This is a genomic window from Nocardia panacis (assembly GCF_003598715.1).
In the GTDB taxonomy this organism is placed as follows: Bacteria; Actinomycetota; Actinomycetes; order Mycobacteriales; family Mycobacteriaceae; genus Nocardia; species Nocardia panacis.
Genome location: NZ_QZFU01000016.1, coordinates 45,535 through 61,748 on the forward strand (window position 1 = coordinate 45,535; position 16,214 = coordinate 61,748).

The window sequence follows — 16,214 nt, forward strand, 5'->3', positions numbered from 1 at the left end:
CCGAAACCCCTCCAAGGCCCTTCGCTAGCTCCAGCGGGCCAACAAACGCTGCGTCTCGGCCGTCAATGTCCGCTGCAAATACGGCCCGAAGCTGATTCGGCCCACACCCGCCTCGGCCAATTTCGCCTTGTCCGCGACGCCCGGCTGGGCCGCCACGCTGATCGGCAGCGGCAATTCGCCGGTGAGACGGCGCAATTCGGATTCCGGTGCGCCTGCGGGGAACAGCGAATCCGCACCAGCCTCGGCGGCCAAACGCAACCGCTCGATGGCGCGATCGGTGCGGTCTTCCTCCGCGCCGACCCCGCGAATGAACAGGTCGGTGCGCGCATTGATCACGACGTGCACCCCGGCCGCATCGGCGAACTGCCGCAGCGCGCCCACGAAATCCGCGTGCTCCTGCGCCGACCGCAGCCGACCGCCCTCGCGGTGCACCGTGTCCTCGATATTGAGGCCGATCGCGCCTATCTCGAGCAGACCCTCGATCAGTTGCGCCGGTTCCAGCCCGTACCCGGATTCGATATCCACCGACACCGGGACCTCGACCGATTCGACCACCTGCCGCGACCTGGTCAGCACCTCGGCGAAACTCATCCCCTCCTGATCCTTGCGGCCGATCGAATCGGCCATCGGATGACTGCCGATGGTCAGCGCCGAGAACCCGGCCGCCACCGCGACATTCGCCGACCACGCATCCCACACCGTCGGGAATACGCCGGGATCGCCCGGCCTGTGCAGCGCGAGGAACGCCTTGGCCTTACTTTCCAAAGAGGTCATGGAAACGATCATCCTCTCGCCCCGGCGTGAACGTCAGTTCGTCGGCTGCCCCCGACTTGTCCACACAACCCAGTGAGCGCCGCAATCGGACACAGACGTGAACGTCAGTTCGTCGGCTGCCGATCACACGGTCTCTTCGCGCCGCGCTTCCAGCACCGCGTCGTACAGTTCCCGCCGCGAGACCCCCGCCTCGGCGGCGACCGCACCGCAGGCGTCCTTGAGCCGCATCCCGCCGTCGGTGAGCGCGGTGACCTCGGCGACCAGGTCGTGCGGATCGACCGATCTCGGCTGCGCCCCCGCGAGCACCACGGTGATCTCGCCGCGCGCGCCATCGACCGCCCAGGCCGCCAGTTCGGCCAGGGTGCCGCGCACGACCTCCTCGTAGGTTTTGGTCAGCTCCCGGCAGACCGCGGCCCTGCGGTCCGGACCGAGCACCCGCACCGCATCGGCCAGGCAGTCGGCCAATCGGTGCGGCGCCTCGAAGAAGACGCAGGCCCGCGGTTCGGTCAGCAGGGTGCGCAGCCATTCGCGGCGCGCCCCGGATTTGCGCGGTGCGAAACCGTCGAAGCAGAACCGCTCCACCGGCAGGGCCGAAAGGGCCAGGGCCGTCGTGACGGCGGACGGTCCGGGCAAACACGTGATCGACAGTCCGCGTTCGGCGCAGGCCGCGACCATCCGGTAGCCCGGATCGCTCACCGAGGGCATGCCCGCGTCGGTGACCAGCAGCACGGTGCGCCCGTCCTCGATCTCGCCGAGCAGCATCGGAATCCGCGCCGTCTCGACATGGTCGTAGAAACTCACCACCCGACCGGTGATCTCGACACCGAGCGCCTTGGCCAACGCGCGGGTGCGCCGGGTGTCCTCGGCGGCCACGATATCGGCCGTGCCCAGCGCCTCGCGCAGGCGCTGCGAGGCATCGCCGATCTCCCCCATCGGGGTCGCCGCGAGCACCAATCTGCCCGCAGTCCGCTCCACCACCCGCGCTCCCGTCTCACCGCCTGGTATTTCCGGCCATAGCTTAGGCCCTGTGCGCGGCGACCTCGCCGACATGCGCCGTCCTCACCGATGCGCGACCGGCTCCCCGCGACCGCATACCATCGGGGCGTGACCCAGGTGACCGACCAGCGCGCGACCGCACCGTTCGGGGCCGTGCCCGCCAGGTCGAGCCCCGCGCCACTGCGGCCGATCCCGGACTTCGGCCCCACCGATACGCTGCGCGGCTGGCTGGTGACGGCCTTCCTCACCGCCATCGCCGCCGTGACGCGCTTCACTCTGCTCGACTACCCCACCGACGCGCGCACCCCGGTATTCGACGAGAAGCACTACGCGCCGCAGGCGTGGCAGATGCTCACCGGCGGCTGGGTCGAGGACAATCCCGGCTACGGGTTGGTGGTGCATCCGCCGATCGGCAAACAGTTGATCGCGCTCGGTGAGTACCTGTTCGGCTATTCCGGTGCGGGATGGCGTTTCTCGGCGGCCCTCGCGGGAACGATCCTGGTGCTGCTGGTGATTCGGATCGCGCGGCGGTTGGCGCGGTCGACGCTGATCGGCGCCATCGCCGGAATCCTGCTCATCGCCGATGGTTTGACCTTCGTCTCCTCGCGCATCGGCATGCTGGATATCTTCCTGGCGCTGTTCGTCACCGCCGCGTTCGGCTGTGTCATCGTCGATCGCGATCGGATGCGGGCCGCGATGGCGCGGGTCGACGCGGAGGGACGGATCGGACAGACCCCGTGGGGTCCGCGCTTGGGCGTGCGGTGGTGGCGCTTCGGCGCGGGCGTGCTGCTCGGATTGGCCTGCGGCACCAAATGGTCCGGCGCGTATTTCGCGGTCGCGTTCCTGCTGCTGTCGCTCCTGTTCGACTGGTCGGCGCGGCGGGCGTACGGGGTGCGACGACCGTGGGCCGGCATCGTGGTGCGCGACGCGATTCCCGCGCTCTACGGGTTGATCGCGATCCCCATGGCGATCTATCTCGGCAGCTATTGGGCCTGGTACACCAGCGAGACCGGTATCGACCGCTACGCGGTGGGCAATCAGGTGGGCCGCGGCGGCTTGTTCCACCTCGTGCCCGACGCGCTGCGCTCGCTCTGGTACTACCACGGCGAGGCACTGAAATTCCATGAGGGACTGACCAATTCGGCGGGCAACCATCATCCGTGGGAATCCAAGCCGTGGACCTGGCCGATGGGCCTGCGGCCGATGCTGTACTACTACGCCGACGGGGGCGTCACCGGTTGCGGTCAGTCCACCTGCGTCAAGGCGGTCATGCTCATCGGCACCCCTGCCATCTGGTGGGTGGCTTTGCCGGCGCTGGCGTGGATGCTGTGGCGCACCATCGTGCGCCGGGACTGGCGCTACGGCGCGGTGCTGGTCGCGTACGGCGCGGGCATCCTGCCCTGGTTCCTCACGCTGGACCGGCAGATGTACTACTTCTACGCGGTGCCGCTGGCCCCGTTCCTGGCCCTCGGGGTCGCGCTGGTGCTCGGGGATGTGCTCGGTCCGGCCCGACGCGCCGGTGTGCCGCGCAGTCCCACCGGCACCTTCGTTCCGGTCGCGCCCAACGAGCGCTACACGCTCGGCCTGGTCGCGGTCTGCCTCTACCTCGGCTTGGTGATCGCGAATTTCGTTTGGCTGTGGCCGATCCTGACCGCGCTCCCCATCTCGCCCGCGAGCTGGCACGACCACCTGTGGTTGCCCAGCTGGCGCTGAACGGCGCAGCCGCCCGAGATCCCGCGCACGGCCGAAGCGAAAACCCGGACCTGATTCACGATTCGAGCGCGACGGTGATGTAGCGCAGCGCGCTCGCATCGTCCAAACCCAAGCGCCGCACCACCGACACGTACTCGGTGGCGGCCCGCCCGGCCAGGTCGCGAGTCGGATCGCCCGAGGAGGCGATGAACGAACCCTGCCTGCCCCTGGTCTCCACCACCCCGTCGGCCTCCAGTTCGCGATAGGCGCGGGCCACGGTGTTCGGTGCGAGACCGAGTTCGGCGGCCAGCGCTCGGACGGTGGGGATCTTGGTGCCCGCGGCCAGTTCACCGGAGCGGACCTGCCCGATGATCCCGAGCCGCAACTGCTCATAGGGCGGCACCGGCGACTCGTGCGAGACGGTGATGTGGAACATGATCTCTCCTACGCTCCGTCCGGCCCGGACGGATGATCGACCTCGGCGCGGGACAACGGACAGGACAGGCAGCGCGGACCCCCGCGCCCGGATCCGATCTCCGATCCGGGAATGCGTAGCACCTCGATGCCCGCGTCCTCCAGTCGGCCATTGGTCATCTCGTTGCGCTCGTAGGCCACGACCACGCCCGGCGCGAGGGCCAGGGTGTTGTTGCCGTCGTCCCACTGCTCGCGCTCGGCGGTGACGCCGTCCAACCCGGTATCGATGACCCGCAGCTTGCCGATGCCCATCGCCTCGGCCGCCGCGGGCAGGAACGGATCGGGACCACGCATCCCGACCGCACCGTGCCCGGCCCGACCGGCATAATCATCGGTGCGCTGAATCGTGAACGCGCACAGCGAATCCCGCACCGCCGGATACATCACCACGGCATCGGTGTCGACCATGGTGCACACCGTGTCCAGGTGCATGGTGGCCCGATTCTGCGCGATGGGCACCACCAGGACGGTGTGCGCCAGGTCGTCGTCGAAAAGGCTGCGCGCCAACGCTTCCGCACCCGCCGGGGTGGTGCGCTCGCCGACGCCCACCGCCACCACACCGGGCGCGAGCAGCAGCACATCGCCGCCCTCGATGGGGGCGGTGTGCGACTCGTAGGCCCGCCGCACGCCGAGGAAGCGGGGATGGAAGGCGTAGATCAGGTCGGTGAGGGAGGTCTCGCGGGTGCGGGCGGGCAGCGCCAGCGAGGTGATGGCCACCCTCGGCCCGACCCAGAACGAGGAGTCCCTGGTGAACATGAGATTGGGCAGCGGGTCGATGACGAAATCATTGCCATGGTGCATGCGGCGCACCAGCGAGGCCGCGTCCGGACCGAAGGGCAGTTCGTCGAAGGTCATGCCCGCCATGAGGATATCGGCCAACTCGGCGGCGGGGACGCCGCGCAGGTAGGCCGCCAACTCCTCGGCCAGGGCATGGCCGAGGCGGCGCGGATCGACCGCGCCGGTGATGCCCTGCACCCGCGCCGCGCCGCTGGCGGCGAGGGTCTCGGCGAGTAGGTCGGCCAGCAGCAGCACCTCTACGCCGCGCGAGCGCAGGACTCCCGCGAAGGTGTCGTGCTCCTGTTGGGCGCGCTCCACCCACGGGATGCCGTCGAAGAGCAATTGATCGGCATTGCGCGGGGTGAGTCTGCGCAATTCGTCGCCAGGCCGGTGCAGCAGGACCGTACGCAACGCGCCGACCTCGGAGGTCACCGACAGGCCGGGGCGCGACTCGGGGGATACGCGCCGGGCGGTGCCGTCGGCGGGATCGTCTGCCATGCTCCGACCGTAGTGTCCCGCGCCCGCTCGAGCACGGAAATCCCCCCGTTCGGAGCATCGGCCCTGCCTCGGCGTCCCGTGACCGGGCCTGAGTCCGAATCGCACCCGAGCGCACCCTAACCTGAAGTATGGTTGAGATGAATGGAGGAGTGCGCATGTCTACGGCCGATTGGCGAGCGAAGGAACTGACACCCGGTCAGTTGTCCGAGCGTAGCGGAGTCGCGGTGTCCGCGTTGCACTTCTACGAACGCGAGGGCCTCATCTCCAGCCGCCGCACCAGCGGCAATCAGCGCCGCTACACCCGCGAGACGCTGCGCCGGGTCGCCTTCATCCGCATCTCCCAGCGGGTCGGCATCCCGCTCAGCGAGATTCGCTCCGCACTCGACCGACTCCCCGAGGGCCGCACCCCCACTCGACGCGACTGGGAGACGCTATCCACCACCTGGCGCGCCGACCTCGACGACCGCATCGACCAACTGATCCGCCTGCGCGACAACCTCACCGGCTGCATCGGCTGCGGCTGCCTCTCACTGGGCAGCTGCAAACTGGTCAACGAGCGCGACCGCCTCGGCACCGACGGCCCCGGCGCGCGGGTGCTCGACACCCACCTCAACTGCCCGGAGAAGCCCGAAGCCTGCTGAAGCAATCGCTCGCGCGGAACAGGTCATCGCGGCGGACCACCGGGTGCTCGGTCCGGCAGAATGATGTGATGAATGACGTTTCGGCTCTGACCGCCCGCCCGATGACCAGACCGGACTGGACCTGGGTGCAGGAGTGGTTCGAGGACGAGACGCTGAATCGGGAACTGGGTCCCCTCGATACGGAGTGGCTCGACTACGTCCTCGCCGAGACCGAGGGTGCGCAACTGGTGATCGTCGATGGTGACGACAGTCCGGTCGCACTGGTGGGTTGCGCCTGGGACTCGGACCGAAAAGCACACGGCATCACCGATATCGCGGTCGACCCGCGCCGCCGTCGCTCCTCCCTCGGCAGGCACGGACTCGACTGCGCGATACGCTGGTCGGGCCATCCGCCCGCTGCGGGCTGGGTCGCCTTCGTCCATCCGGACAACGCCCCGGCGTTCCGGTTCTTCACCTCGATCGGGTGGAAATACGAGGGTCTCGACGACTCAATGCACCGTTTCTCGTCCCCGAGCTAGGGCCTGTGTCGAATCAACAACTGACACAGCGATATTCGCTGCCCTCAGCGCTCCAGGACTGCGAGCATCCCTTCGACGGCGCGATGCCAGGTGAACTCCTCGGCGCGAATGCGGGCGGCGCGGCGGCGGCCCGCGGTCGGCAGGGCGAGCACCTCCGTCACGGCGGCGGCGAAGGCGGCGGGGTGATCGGCGGCTATCGCTCCGCAGTCGGCGGTGACGATATCGGCGAGGGCCGAGGAGCGGCTGGCCACCACGGGGGTGCCCGCCGCCAGTGCCTCCAAAGCGGCGAGGCCGAAGGTTTCGTGCGGGCCGGGGGCGAGCGAAACATCGGCGGTAGCAAGGAGTTTCGCGACTTCGGTGCGATCGGAGATGAAGCCGGTGAAGTGTACGGCGGGTCGTCCGCCCGGTAGCGGGGACAGGGTGCGGGCGCGGCGTTCCAGGGCTTCGCGGCGGGGACCGTCGCCCGCCACCACGAGACGCACGTCGGTCCCCGCGCGGCGCAGGGCGGCGACCGCCTCGATACTGCGGTCGGCCCGCTTCTCCACCGACAATCGCCCGCAGTGCACCAGGAGGGGTTGGTCCATCGCGCCCAGATCGGCCCGCAGCCGGTCGTCGCGCCTACGCGGGCTGAACAGATCGAGATCCACACCCAGCGGGACCAACTCCACATTGCGCGCGCCGATGCGCTGGAATTCGGCGCGCGCGAATTCCGTTGTGCAGACCACGATGTCGTAGTCCGCGGCGGTGCGTCGATTGGCCACATCGGCGCAGCGGCGGGCCAGCGGACCGGGCAGCGCCTGGCCGAGCAGCCGATCCAGCCGCTCGTGCGAGATCATCACCCCGGCCACCCCGCGCCGCCGCGACCAGCGGCCGAATCCGCGCAGCGTCAACCGATCCGACACCTCGAGCACATCGGGTCGCAGCCCGCTCAACACATCGGCCACCCGATAGGGATCGGCCGCCCGATATCCGCCTGTCCAGGGAATCGCCAAGGCGGGCAGCGTGATCCGCAACGCCCCCGTGGGCAGCACCTCCTCCGCGCGCCTGCTGCCGGGAACAATGAGCACCACCTCGTGGCCCGCCCCCACATATCCTGCGCCGAGGTGATGCAGCGCGGTGCGCAGCCCGCCGGATCGCGGACCGTAGAAGTTCGCCAACTGAACGATGCGCACCTTCGGATCGTCCAGCGATCCGGGTTACCCACGGAACCGTCGCGTACAACGGCCCGTGAACAGCAGTGAAAGAACCACCGAACGGACCGGTCGGGGGCATCTCCGCACCCCGGTGCGGTCGACCCGGCCGGAACTACTCGGCGGCCTCGGGCCAAACCCGCAGCAACCCGTGCCCGGTGATACCCGGCTGCCCGGACCGATTGTGCACCAACTCCGCGCACGCCTCGATCCAGTCGGTTCCGGCGAAGCGAAGACGCAACCGCAACCGGTGCGCCTCGTCGGTGGTGAACTCCGGATCGTCCTTCAGCATCCGACCGCAGACCGCAAGGAAGGCGGCGGCATCGTCGGGGTGCAGGTCGGGGCGTTCGGTGGCCCAGCGTTCCAGCGGCGGGGGCGGTGGTTTGGGCCATTCGTAGATCAGGCCGAAACCCAGTTCCACGAAACCGATTCCGGTGCGCGCGCGGCGGGAGACGGCCCGCATCATGGACAGCGCCGGATCCGGTCGGGGTTCGCGCACATCGGTGACCTCGTGCACGAGGCCCTGGGTGCGCCGCGCCACCGGGTTGGCCCTGGCGATCATCTGGAACCGGCGCACCCGGTCGTCGTCGCCGAGCATGTCGACCTCACCCTGCCAGCGCCCGTCCACCTTCATCTCCCGGACCATGGCCATGTAGTCGATTCGACCGTCGAAGCCGACCATGGTGCCGAAGACCTCCGGCGGCGTGCGGGTGACGCGGACCTCGGCCGGGGCGCGCCGCCAGGCCAGTTCCTCCAAACCCGGCCCGTGCTTCGCCATTTGGGTATCGGCGTCCCAATCCCATGCCGCCGCGCCGCGTCTCGGCGGCGGCGTGGCATCGGCCGCGCCGACCCACACCTGAACGCCGTGCACCGCGCCGAACGCGCAGCGGACCGGAATGCCGAGCACCACCGACTCCTCGGTGGAACACGTTGCAGCGGAGACCGTTTCGACGCAGCGCCGGACGACTTCGAGGATCCGACGGCCCACGTCACCCGGTTCGCGCTGCGCCCGCAGCGGATTCGCCCAGTCGCGCACCCTGACGCCGTCGGCGACCAGCGTGGGTCGCCGCTCATAGCCGAGGGTTTCGATCAGCAGCCAATCATCGTGGGACATGGGCGAAGTCGCCTCACCGAGCGGTTTGGCCGCGACCCACCCTCGGCAGATCGAGTTCCAGCGGGATGCGCCCGACCGACAGGTGCGCCTCCACCTCGTCGGCGGGCATCGGCCTGGCGATGAGGAAGCCCTGCGCGCGGTAGCAGCCGAGGCCGACCAGGGTGCGCGCCGCGACGGGCGTCTCCACGCCCTCGCCGACCACCCCGAGTCCGAACGAACCGGCAAGGCCGATAATGGATTTCACAATGGCCAGATCGTCGGTGCTGGCACCGAGGCGCTGTACGAATCCGCGGTCGATCTTCACCGCGTCGACGGGGAGCGCCTTGAGGTGCGAGAGCGAACTGTAGCCGGTGCCGAAATCGTCGATGGCGATCTGCACGCCCATCCGCTTGAGTCCGCGCAACGTGACCTGGGTCCTGGCCAGATCCTGCACCACGACGTGTTCGGTGATCTCCAGGCAGACCGAACTGCCGTCGATGCCGAACAGCCGCAGGATATCCTCGATCCGCTCGACGAAATCCAGGCTCACCAACTGCACCGGCGAGACATTGATCCGCATCACCACATTGCCCGCCAGGCCGCGCCTGCGCCATTCGGCGAATTGGGCGCAGGCCGAGCGAATCACCCAGCGCCCCAACTCACCCGCGAGGTTGGTGGCCTCGGCCACGGTGACGAACGCGGCGGGCGGCAGCAGACCCCTGGTGGGATGCATCCAGCGGACCAGCGCCTCCAGCGCGACGATCCGGCCGGTGCGCAGATCCACCTCGGGCTGGTAGTGCAGCAGCATGGATCCGTCGGCGACCGCGCCGCGCAGGTTCAACTCCACATCGTCCTGGAGTTCGAATTGGGCGCGCATGGCATCGGTGAATACCGCGACCCCGTTGCCGCCACCGGATTTCGCCGACAGCAGTGCGTGATCGGCGCCGCGCAGCAGATCGGCCACCGTGGTCTCGCCCGGCATGCCGACCGCGACGCCGACGCTGGCCCGCCTGCTCACCGATTCGCCGCCGACGACCACGCGCCTGCCGATGAGCTGCTGAATGCGCACGGCCTCCAGTTCGGCGGCGACGGCGTCCATGGGTTTGGCGGGCACGATGACGAATTCGTCGCCGCCGAGGCGGGCGATCATGTCGTGCGGGTCGAGATGTTCGCGCAGCCGTCCGGACAGGGTGCGGATGAAGTTGTCACCGGCCGTGTGACCCAGGAAGTCGTTGAGCGCCTTGAGGCGATCGAGATCGAGGAAGAAGGTGGCCACCGGACCCGGACTGCCCGGTCGGAGCCGGTCCTCCATATGTTCCAGCAGTGCCCGGCGGTTGGCCAGGCCGGTCAGGTCGTCGTGCAGGGCGATGTAGCGGAGTTGTTCCTCGGCCACCACCCGCGCCTGGAGTTGGGCGAACAGCGCGGCGATGGCCTTGAGGACATTGATCTCCCTGGTGCTCCAATCCCGTTCGCCCGCTTTGACGAAGCCGAGTAGGCCGGTGGGTTCGCCGCGCGAGACCAGCGGGACGGCGGCCGAGGTCAGGTGGGATATCTCCCGGTCCCAGCCGAAGGCTTCGCGCATGGCCGCGCACATGGGCATGGGGCCGGTGAGGATCGGTTCGGTCGCGTGCTCGATCTCGCCGAACAGGAAATGCGGCCGGTCGAAGGAGACCGTGTGCATCGGGTCCGGATTCGGAATCGGTGCGCGCCGCGGCCATTCGGCCATCAGAATGGTTGCGCGTAGTTCGCGATCGGTATGACGCACATAGGCGTAGTCGACATCGAAATGGTCGATCAGTCGGGCCAGCACATCCTCGGTTGCCGCCACCATCGTGGTGGCATCGACACCCATCAGCTCAGAGGCGACCTGGGTCACCAGCGAGTCGAGCGTCCGCCGAGGCACCTTATCTCCCATCGCGCTAACTACGAGTGTCCGCGCCCGACGCCGGAGGCCGCCGATCACGGGCAGTGGCAGCTACCGCTGAGCTCAGGCGCGGCACCACCGTCATGGTCTCATGTCCGGGCGCCACCGGTAAGTCCAGGAAGCGACTCGCGAGTCCGGCCAGTGTATCCGCGAATGTCCGCTGCGGCGGCTGGGTCACCGCGCGAACCGCCGCGCCGGGGGTGCGTCACCGGGCCGCGCTGCTGCGGCGGGCCGCGCCGGGATGGCGGCGCTCGCTGCGAAGGTCATGGTCTTTCCACTCCATTACTGCGCGTCTGGCGCGGTTACGGGCCGTGCGGCTCACGCGTCGTAGCCGGGTGAGCCGCGAGCGGGGCCGGGTGCCTAGGGCAGTATCGTTCATCGGGCAGGAATTGAACAGATATCCGGCAAATATTCCGAAACCCGATGGCGCGCCCCGTTATTTCCCCAGGTCAAAAGGTTGCCAATGGGTAGCGGACAAAACGTGACGACTGGTTTGTTCTACATGAGCAAATGCTCAGCAATGGTCAGACAAGGATCGAAATGAACAATTCGACCGAATCCGGACCGCGCCAAACCTCGACCTCCTCGCGATAAGCCCTGGTGATCTCGGCCGAGGCCGTCGCATCGTCGACCTGCGCCCACACATCCTCCACCGGATCGTGGTAGTCGCCATTCGGGGCAAAGCGCGCGTAAACGCCTTTAGGCACCCGCACCAGCACATCACCGATCGGCACGGCAGCCGGATCCGGATATTCGAAACAGACCAGAGCATTGCAATTGCCCGCCGGATCCGGGACGTACACCGTATGCAGTCGATGCTCGTCACCCGCCCGATCGCGCAGCCGATCCTTCAGGAATTCGATGAGGTCGCTATTGCTCACCTTGAAGCTGGGACGCACCCGCGGCACCACCAAGCCACCGTAGGTGGCCTCGCCCCGCACCACAATCGTGTATGTCATCGCTCCGCTACCGCCAGGTATAGCTCGATCTTGTACGCGTGCGGATAGCACTCGAAATCCCCCGTATGGGTGCGCCGGATCTGATTGTGCTCCTCGGCGTAGGCGATCTGGGTCCACAGGTCGGTCATGACCTGCGGGAAATTGCCGACCGAGGAGAAACGGGCATAGGTGCCGCGCGGCAGGCGCGCCACCAGATGACCGCGGGTGACCTCGGCGAACGAATCGCACTGGTAGCCGACGATCTGCGTGTTGTAGGTGCCCAGGTCAACGGAGAAGTCGGTGTAGGCACTGGCCAGGGGGCCGCCCAGATCCTGGTGCAGCACCGCCGCCCAGGCGGCCTCCAGGTCATGGTCACGCAGTTCCCCGAGCGCACGCTTCGGGCTGCGCACCGGTAGCCCGGCAACCCACGTCTCGTCCCGCTCGACGATGTCAAACTGCATGGAAGGAACTCTCTCGAGGCGAATCCACCGGACCCGCGGCAGGCTGCGCGGTGCATCCGGATCGGTCGGAAAGGCCATGTTATCAACCTCGGCCTGGTCCGAGAGATCACTATTTGTCCTCGATGTTCGACTCTGCGGAATTGGCGTTCCGGCCCTGGACGTCATCCGATTCGAGGGATGATTCGATGCGGCGACGCCGTCCGCGCCGGTGCGGGATGTGTTCGAGAGCACACTCCGGATGGATACTCGGAGCGATTCGCGGACGGCAGCGGCAACGAACGGAGGTCCGATGGAGCAGGCAAGCGCGCGGCCCCTGGTCGTCGCGGGATACCCGGACACCCACTGCCGGACCGTCGCCGAGTTGGACGCGGCCGTCGCCGAATGCCGGGCCTGTCCCCGGCTGGTCGCCTGGCGGGAGAAAATCGCCAGGGACAAGCGCGCCGCATTCCGGGACGAAACCTATTGGGGCCGACCCGTCCCCGGATTCGGACCCCCCGACGCCCGCCTACTCCTCGTCGGCCTGGCCCCGGCGGCGCACGGCGGCAACCGCACCGGTCGTATGTTCACCGGAGACCGCAGCGGCGATGTGCTCTTCGCGGCGCTGCACGCCGTCGGCCTGGCCAATCAGCCCACCGCCACCCACCGCGACGACGGCCTGCGCCTGCGCGGCGTGCGCATCACCGCCCCCGTGCACTGCGCCCCACCCGATAACAAGCCCGCCCCCGACGAGCGCGACCGCTGCCGCCACTGGCTGCGCACCGAACTCGCGCTGCTGGCCCCCACCCTGCGCGTCATCGTGGTGCTCGGCGCGTTCGGCTGGCAGGCTCTGCTCCCGGCACTGGGTGAATCGGGCTGGGAAATCCCCCGTCCCCGACCGAGATTCGCCCACGCCGCCCACCTACTACTCTCCTCGCCGACCCGAAATCCCGTGCACCTGTTCGGTTGCTACCACGTGAGTCAGCAGAATACGTTCACGGGCAGACTCACCCCGGCGATGCTCGAATCCGTACTGACCGATGCGAAGATCGCGGCGGGACTCTGACGCAGCGGTTCAGTGTTCGCAGAGGGAGAATTCCCGTTCGTACATCTCCTCATTGTGTTCGTCGAGGAAGAATTTCCGCTCGCGCATCAGTTGCTCGCGGTATTCCTCGGCCTGGTCGAGGGTCATGGTGGTGGTCGGCGACCAGGGCTGCTGGGGCGGTATGTCGGAGGTCGAGACGATCGGAATCGAGGGTTCGACGAGGAAGAACGCCAGGATCTTTCGATGCCCCGGTCGCGTCGGGTCCGCGAGGCGGAACGGCGCGACGCGGTGCTGGAGGACATTCGGGAAGGCCAGGCAGCGTCCCGCATCGGTGCGCACCGAGCCGAGCAACTGATTCATTTGGTCTTCGTCATCGATGCCGTAGACCTCGCGCACACCGTTGTCGTCGTTCTGTTCGTAGTCCGGATCTTCGATGGCCGCCCGGAAACCGAGCGCGCTGTCGGTGATATTCGCGCTGTCCCAGTAGTAGATGCCGGTCGAGACAATGCGCTCGTTCAGCATGCCCTCGACATGCCAACTCCCGCCGGGATATTCGGGACTCTCGGGAGTGAGGTGAATATTGGCGAGTTTGACGATGACCTGGATTCGATTGCCGCGCAGATCCACCCGAGTATCCGGGCGTGCGGGCGGGCTGAAGGTGGGAGCGTCCGGGACCATCGGGCGACGGGTCTCCTCCCACTCCTCCCAGGCGCTTTCGTACTCGGCCACCGCCGCCTTGTCGTCCCCATCCGAGGGATAGACCGGCTCGTCGGCTTCGTCGTACCAGGAATAGGGATCGACCTCGATGCGCACCGGACGCGGCTGCCGCAGGTCGGTGAGCACCTTCTCGAACAGCGGACGCAGCCGCGCGAAGACCTCGGGCACAACGGCGGCGAGTTCGCGGTGGTCCTCGGGGTGGACATTGTTGATGTAGGAAAGGAAATCGACCGAACCGTCCGCGCCGATCTCGACATCGGTGGGCAACCACTGGAACTTCTCCGACACCGCGTACTGCGCATTTCGGGGCTTCTTCGGCCACGCCGACTCGTCCGTGCCGCTCACCCCGCGCACCCGGCAGAACAGCGACGGATGAACCAGATCCAGCACCTGCCCATTCGAGCCGGGATGCCAGTCCCGCTCCGCCTCGGGCACCTGCTCCAGCACCCGAACCGCCTCCCGCAGCCGGGATCTCAATTCGTCATCGATCAGGCTGTCCGACTGCCACACCCCATCGACCGCGGATACCTCGATACCCGTTCGCTCGTCGCGCAGCTCGGCGTAGTACGCCAATTCGTCCAGCACATAGCGAATCTGCGCCTCGGTCAGACCCTGTTCCGCCGCTTCCCGCGTCCACCTGGCGACGATCTCGGCGTCGTCCTTCTTCACGAACCACTGCGCCTTGGCCCGAATATGCGCGCTCAACCGCATCATTTGCAGTTCCCGCAGCGTGCGCGCCGGGGCGACCGGCAGCCTGTCTGATCCGAAAAAGGGCAGTGGATAAGCAGATCGGTCAGTCATTGTCTCGAATCTCTCATGGTTCCCCGGCGACACCGGGAATACTCGGCTGGGTCGACCGAGACGCGACTCTACGGTCCCGCGCCGACAAGTCCGGAATCGGTTGCCCGCCAATCCGATCAGAAGACGTTCGAGTAATGGATCAGTGCGTCGACGATCAGACCGACACCCACGATCGCGAACAGAATGCGAACCGAGGGCGGACCGTACCGGGCCAACCCGCGGACCAGAAACCGATAGACGCGGCGAGCGCGCAAGGACTTTCGCGTCGCGAGAGCCAGGACAACAACCGGCGGAAACAGGGCCAAGGCGCAATAGGCAACGACTATCAGCGGCCAAATCGCGGGTCGGGGGTCATAGGCCGACAGCATGGCCAACCCGGCCAGATAGGGCACGGCGGTCGGCGTCTTGCCGAGCCCGATCCCGATCCCGGCCAACCCGAGCAGCCACGGGCGGCGGCGCAGTGCCAGCGCCCACGGCGGCGTCGCCGATTCGGCGGGTGGACGCAGCAGCGCCAGCGGGAGCAGCACCAGACCGACCAGCAGTTCGCCGCGATAGCGGATGCCGGGGGTGATCCGGAAATCGAACATATCGGTCAGGAAGTTCAACCCGAGCACGGTCAGCAGCCCGAAGACGGTGGTCACCAGGAAAACGCCGCCGATGAAGCTCAAGCCGCCGGGCACCGGGGAGCGGCGACCGAGACGACTGTCGTACACGACGGCGGTGGTGACGCCGACTACCAGGACATCGAGGGCGTCGAGCAGCGCGAATCCGGTGAGCGCCAGGAGAAGTGTCAGCATCCCCACCGAACCTACTGGACGGTTGCTGAGACTATTTCTTGCGCCCGACACCGCCGACGATGCACTGCCGCACGGGGATCAGCGGGGACAGTCGCGGACCATCCGGCCACCAGTCATCGCACAGCACCAAACCGGGTTCGATCATCTCCAGGGTGCCGAACATGGCCCGGATCTCATCCCCGGTGCGGAATCGACCACTGCCCATCGGGCTGTGCACGAACTTGTCCTCCATCTTCTGGGCCAGTTCGCTCAACTCGGGGGTCTGCGGATCGTAGAAGTGCGCGATGGCGACGAAGGAGCCCGACGGCAGCGCATCGATATAGGTCTGCATGAGCGCGGCCGCGTCCTCGCCGAGGTAGTGGTGCAGCGTGCCGATCTGGAACAGCGCGATCGGCTTCTTGAAATCCAGGTGCTCGCGCACCGTCGGCTCCTTGAGCACCTCGAGCGGCTGGAAGATATCGGCGGTGGCGATGCAGGTGCGGCGGTTGTTGGCCAGCAGCGCCCTGGCGTGCGCGAGCACCATCGGATCGTTGTCCACATAGACCACGGTCGATTCCGGATCGACCCGCTGCACCACCTGGTGGGTGTTCTCGGCCGTCGGCAGTCCCGATCCCAGATCCAGATACTGGGTGATCCCTGCCTCCTTGGCGAGGAAGCGGCAGGCGCGAATGAGAAAATCCCGGTTGGCCCAGGCCAATTCGGCGACGGCCGGGGCGACGGCGCGCACCTGGTCCAGCACCAGGCGGTCCACCTCGAAATTGTCCTTGCCGTTCAGCGCCGCATCGTAGACACGCGCGATGCTCGCGCGGGTGGTGTCGACCCCGACCGGCACCGCGCTCGGATAGGCGGCGAAGGACTCAGACATCGAAAACTCCCCTACGCGTAGGCAATCATCGGCATGT

At 67.7% G+C, this 16,214-nt stretch carries 16 protein-coding genes; 4 read left to right on the forward strand and 12 right to left on the reverse strand.

The window, feature by feature from the left end:
- Positions 1-24: 24 nt before the first annotated feature.
- Positions 25-774 (reverse strand): isocitrate lyase/PEP mutase family protein, encoded by a 750-nt coding sequence (locus tag D5S18_RS08435; RefSeq protein WP_120040378.1) that lies wholly within the window; start codon positions 772-774, stop codon positions 25-27.
- A gap of 123 nt (positions 775-897) precedes the next feature.
- Entirely contained in the window at positions 898-1,824 is a 927-nt protein-coding gene (rsmI, locus tag D5S18_RS08440; RefSeq protein ID WP_120039287.1) for a 16S rRNA (cytidine(1402)-2'-O)-methyltransferase, read from the reverse strand.
- Between the two features lie 54 nt (positions 1,825-1,878).
- On the opposite strand from rsmI, the gene D5S18_RS08445 reads away from it, so the two are divergent.
- A complete protein-coding gene (locus D5S18_RS08445) occupies positions 1,879-3,483 on the forward strand; it encodes a dolichyl-phosphate-mannose--protein mannosyltransferase (protein ID WP_239003627.1) in 1,605 nt (534 codons plus the stop codon).
- A gap of 55 nt (positions 3,484-3,538) precedes the next feature.
- Here D5S18_RS08445 and D5S18_RS08450 read toward each other — a convergent pair whose 3' ends face one another.
- Positions 3,539-3,898: a GntR family transcriptional regulator gene (locus tag D5S18_RS08450; RefSeq protein ID WP_120039289.1), complete on the reverse strand. Its 360-nt coding sequence runs from the start codon at positions 3,896-3,898 to the stop codon at positions 3,539-3,541.
- Between the two features lie 8 nt (positions 3,899-3,906).
- The gene (arcA, locus tag D5S18_RS08455; RefSeq protein ID WP_120039290.1) at positions 3,907-5,211 is read right to left on the reverse strand and encodes an arginine deiminase; all 1,305 of its coding nucleotides are present in this window, start codon (positions 5,209-5,211) and stop codon (positions 3,907-3,909) included.
- Positions 5,212-5,366: 155 nt separating this feature from the next.
- On the opposite strand from arcA, the gene soxR reads away from it, so the two are divergent.
- Positions 5,367-5,852 carry a redox-sensitive transcriptional activator SoxR gene (gene soxR / locus D5S18_RS08460; protein ID WP_120040380.1) on the forward strand — a complete coding sequence of 162 codons (486 nt, stop codon included), beginning with the start codon at positions 5,367-5,369 and terminating at the stop codon, positions 5,850-5,852.
- A 68-nt stretch (positions 5,853-5,920) separates the two neighbouring features.
- Positions 5,921-6,370, forward strand: a complete 450-nt coding sequence (locus D5S18_RS08465; protein WP_239003628.1) for a GNAT family N-acetyltransferase — start codon at positions 5,921-5,923, stop codon at positions 6,368-6,370.
- Positions 6,371-6,414: 44 nt separating this feature from the next.
- On the opposite strand, the gene D5S18_RS08470 is transcribed toward D5S18_RS08465, so the two are convergent.
- The 5 genes from D5S18_RS08470 to D5S18_RS08490 form a co-directional block, all read right to left on the reverse strand.
- Positions 6,415-7,542 carry a glycosyltransferase gene (locus D5S18_RS08470; protein WP_120039292.1) on the reverse strand — a complete coding sequence of 376 codons (1,128 nt, stop codon included), beginning with the start codon at positions 7,540-7,542 and terminating at the stop codon, positions 6,415-6,417.
- Positions 7,543-7,675: 133 nt separating this feature from the next.
- On the reverse strand, positions 7,676-8,674 hold the full coding sequence (locus D5S18_RS08475; protein WP_120039293.1) for a GAF domain-containing protein: 999 nt from the start codon (positions 8,672-8,674) through the stop codon (positions 7,676-7,678).
- Between the two features lie 13 nt (positions 8,675-8,687).
- On the reverse strand, positions 8,688-10,568 hold the full coding sequence (locus tag D5S18_RS08480; RefSeq protein ID WP_120039294.1) for a putative bifunctional diguanylate cyclase/phosphodiesterase: 1,881 nt from the start codon (positions 10,566-10,568) through the stop codon (positions 8,688-8,690).
- A gap of 533 nt (positions 10,569-11,101) precedes the next feature.
- Complete coding sequence (locus D5S18_RS08485; RefSeq protein ID WP_120039295.1) at positions 11,102-11,536, reverse strand: effector binding domain-containing protein; 435 nt, start codon at positions 11,534-11,536, stop codon at positions 11,102-11,104.
- A complete protein-coding gene (locus D5S18_RS08490) occupies positions 11,533-11,976 on the reverse strand; it encodes a GyrI-like domain-containing protein (protein ID WP_120040382.1) in 444 nt (147 codons plus the stop codon). Before D5S18_RS08490 ends, D5S18_RS08485 begins: the two co-directional genes overlap by 4 nt.
- 289 nt (positions 11,977-12,265) lie before the next feature.
- On the opposite strand from D5S18_RS08490, the gene D5S18_RS08495 reads away from it, so the two are divergent.
- Positions 12,266-13,018 (forward strand): uracil-DNA glycosylase, encoded by a 753-nt coding sequence (locus tag D5S18_RS08495; protein ID WP_120040385.1) that lies wholly within the window; start codon positions 12,266-12,268, stop codon positions 13,016-13,018.
- Between the two features lie 9 nt (positions 13,019-13,027).
- Here the strand turns inward: D5S18_RS08495 and D5S18_RS08500 are convergent, their stop codons facing one another.
- From D5S18_RS08500 to D5S18_RS08510, 3 genes are all read right to left on the reverse strand, one after another.
- Entirely contained in the window at positions 13,028-14,515 is a 1,488-nt protein-coding gene (locus tag D5S18_RS08500) for a DUF4246 domain-containing protein (RefSeq protein ID WP_120039296.1), read from the reverse strand.
- A 116-nt stretch (positions 14,516-14,631) separates the two neighbouring features.
- Entirely contained in the window at positions 14,632-15,312 is a 681-nt protein-coding gene (locus D5S18_RS08505) for a GAP family protein (RefSeq protein ID WP_120039297.1), read from the reverse strand.
- Positions 15,313-15,343: 31 nt separating this feature from the next.
- The gene (locus tag D5S18_RS08510; RefSeq protein WP_120039298.1) at positions 15,344-16,177 is read right to left on the reverse strand and encodes an SAM-dependent methyltransferase; all 834 of its coding nucleotides are present in this window, start codon (positions 16,175-16,177) and stop codon (positions 15,344-15,346) included.
- Positions 16,178-16,214 lie beyond the last annotated feature (37 nt).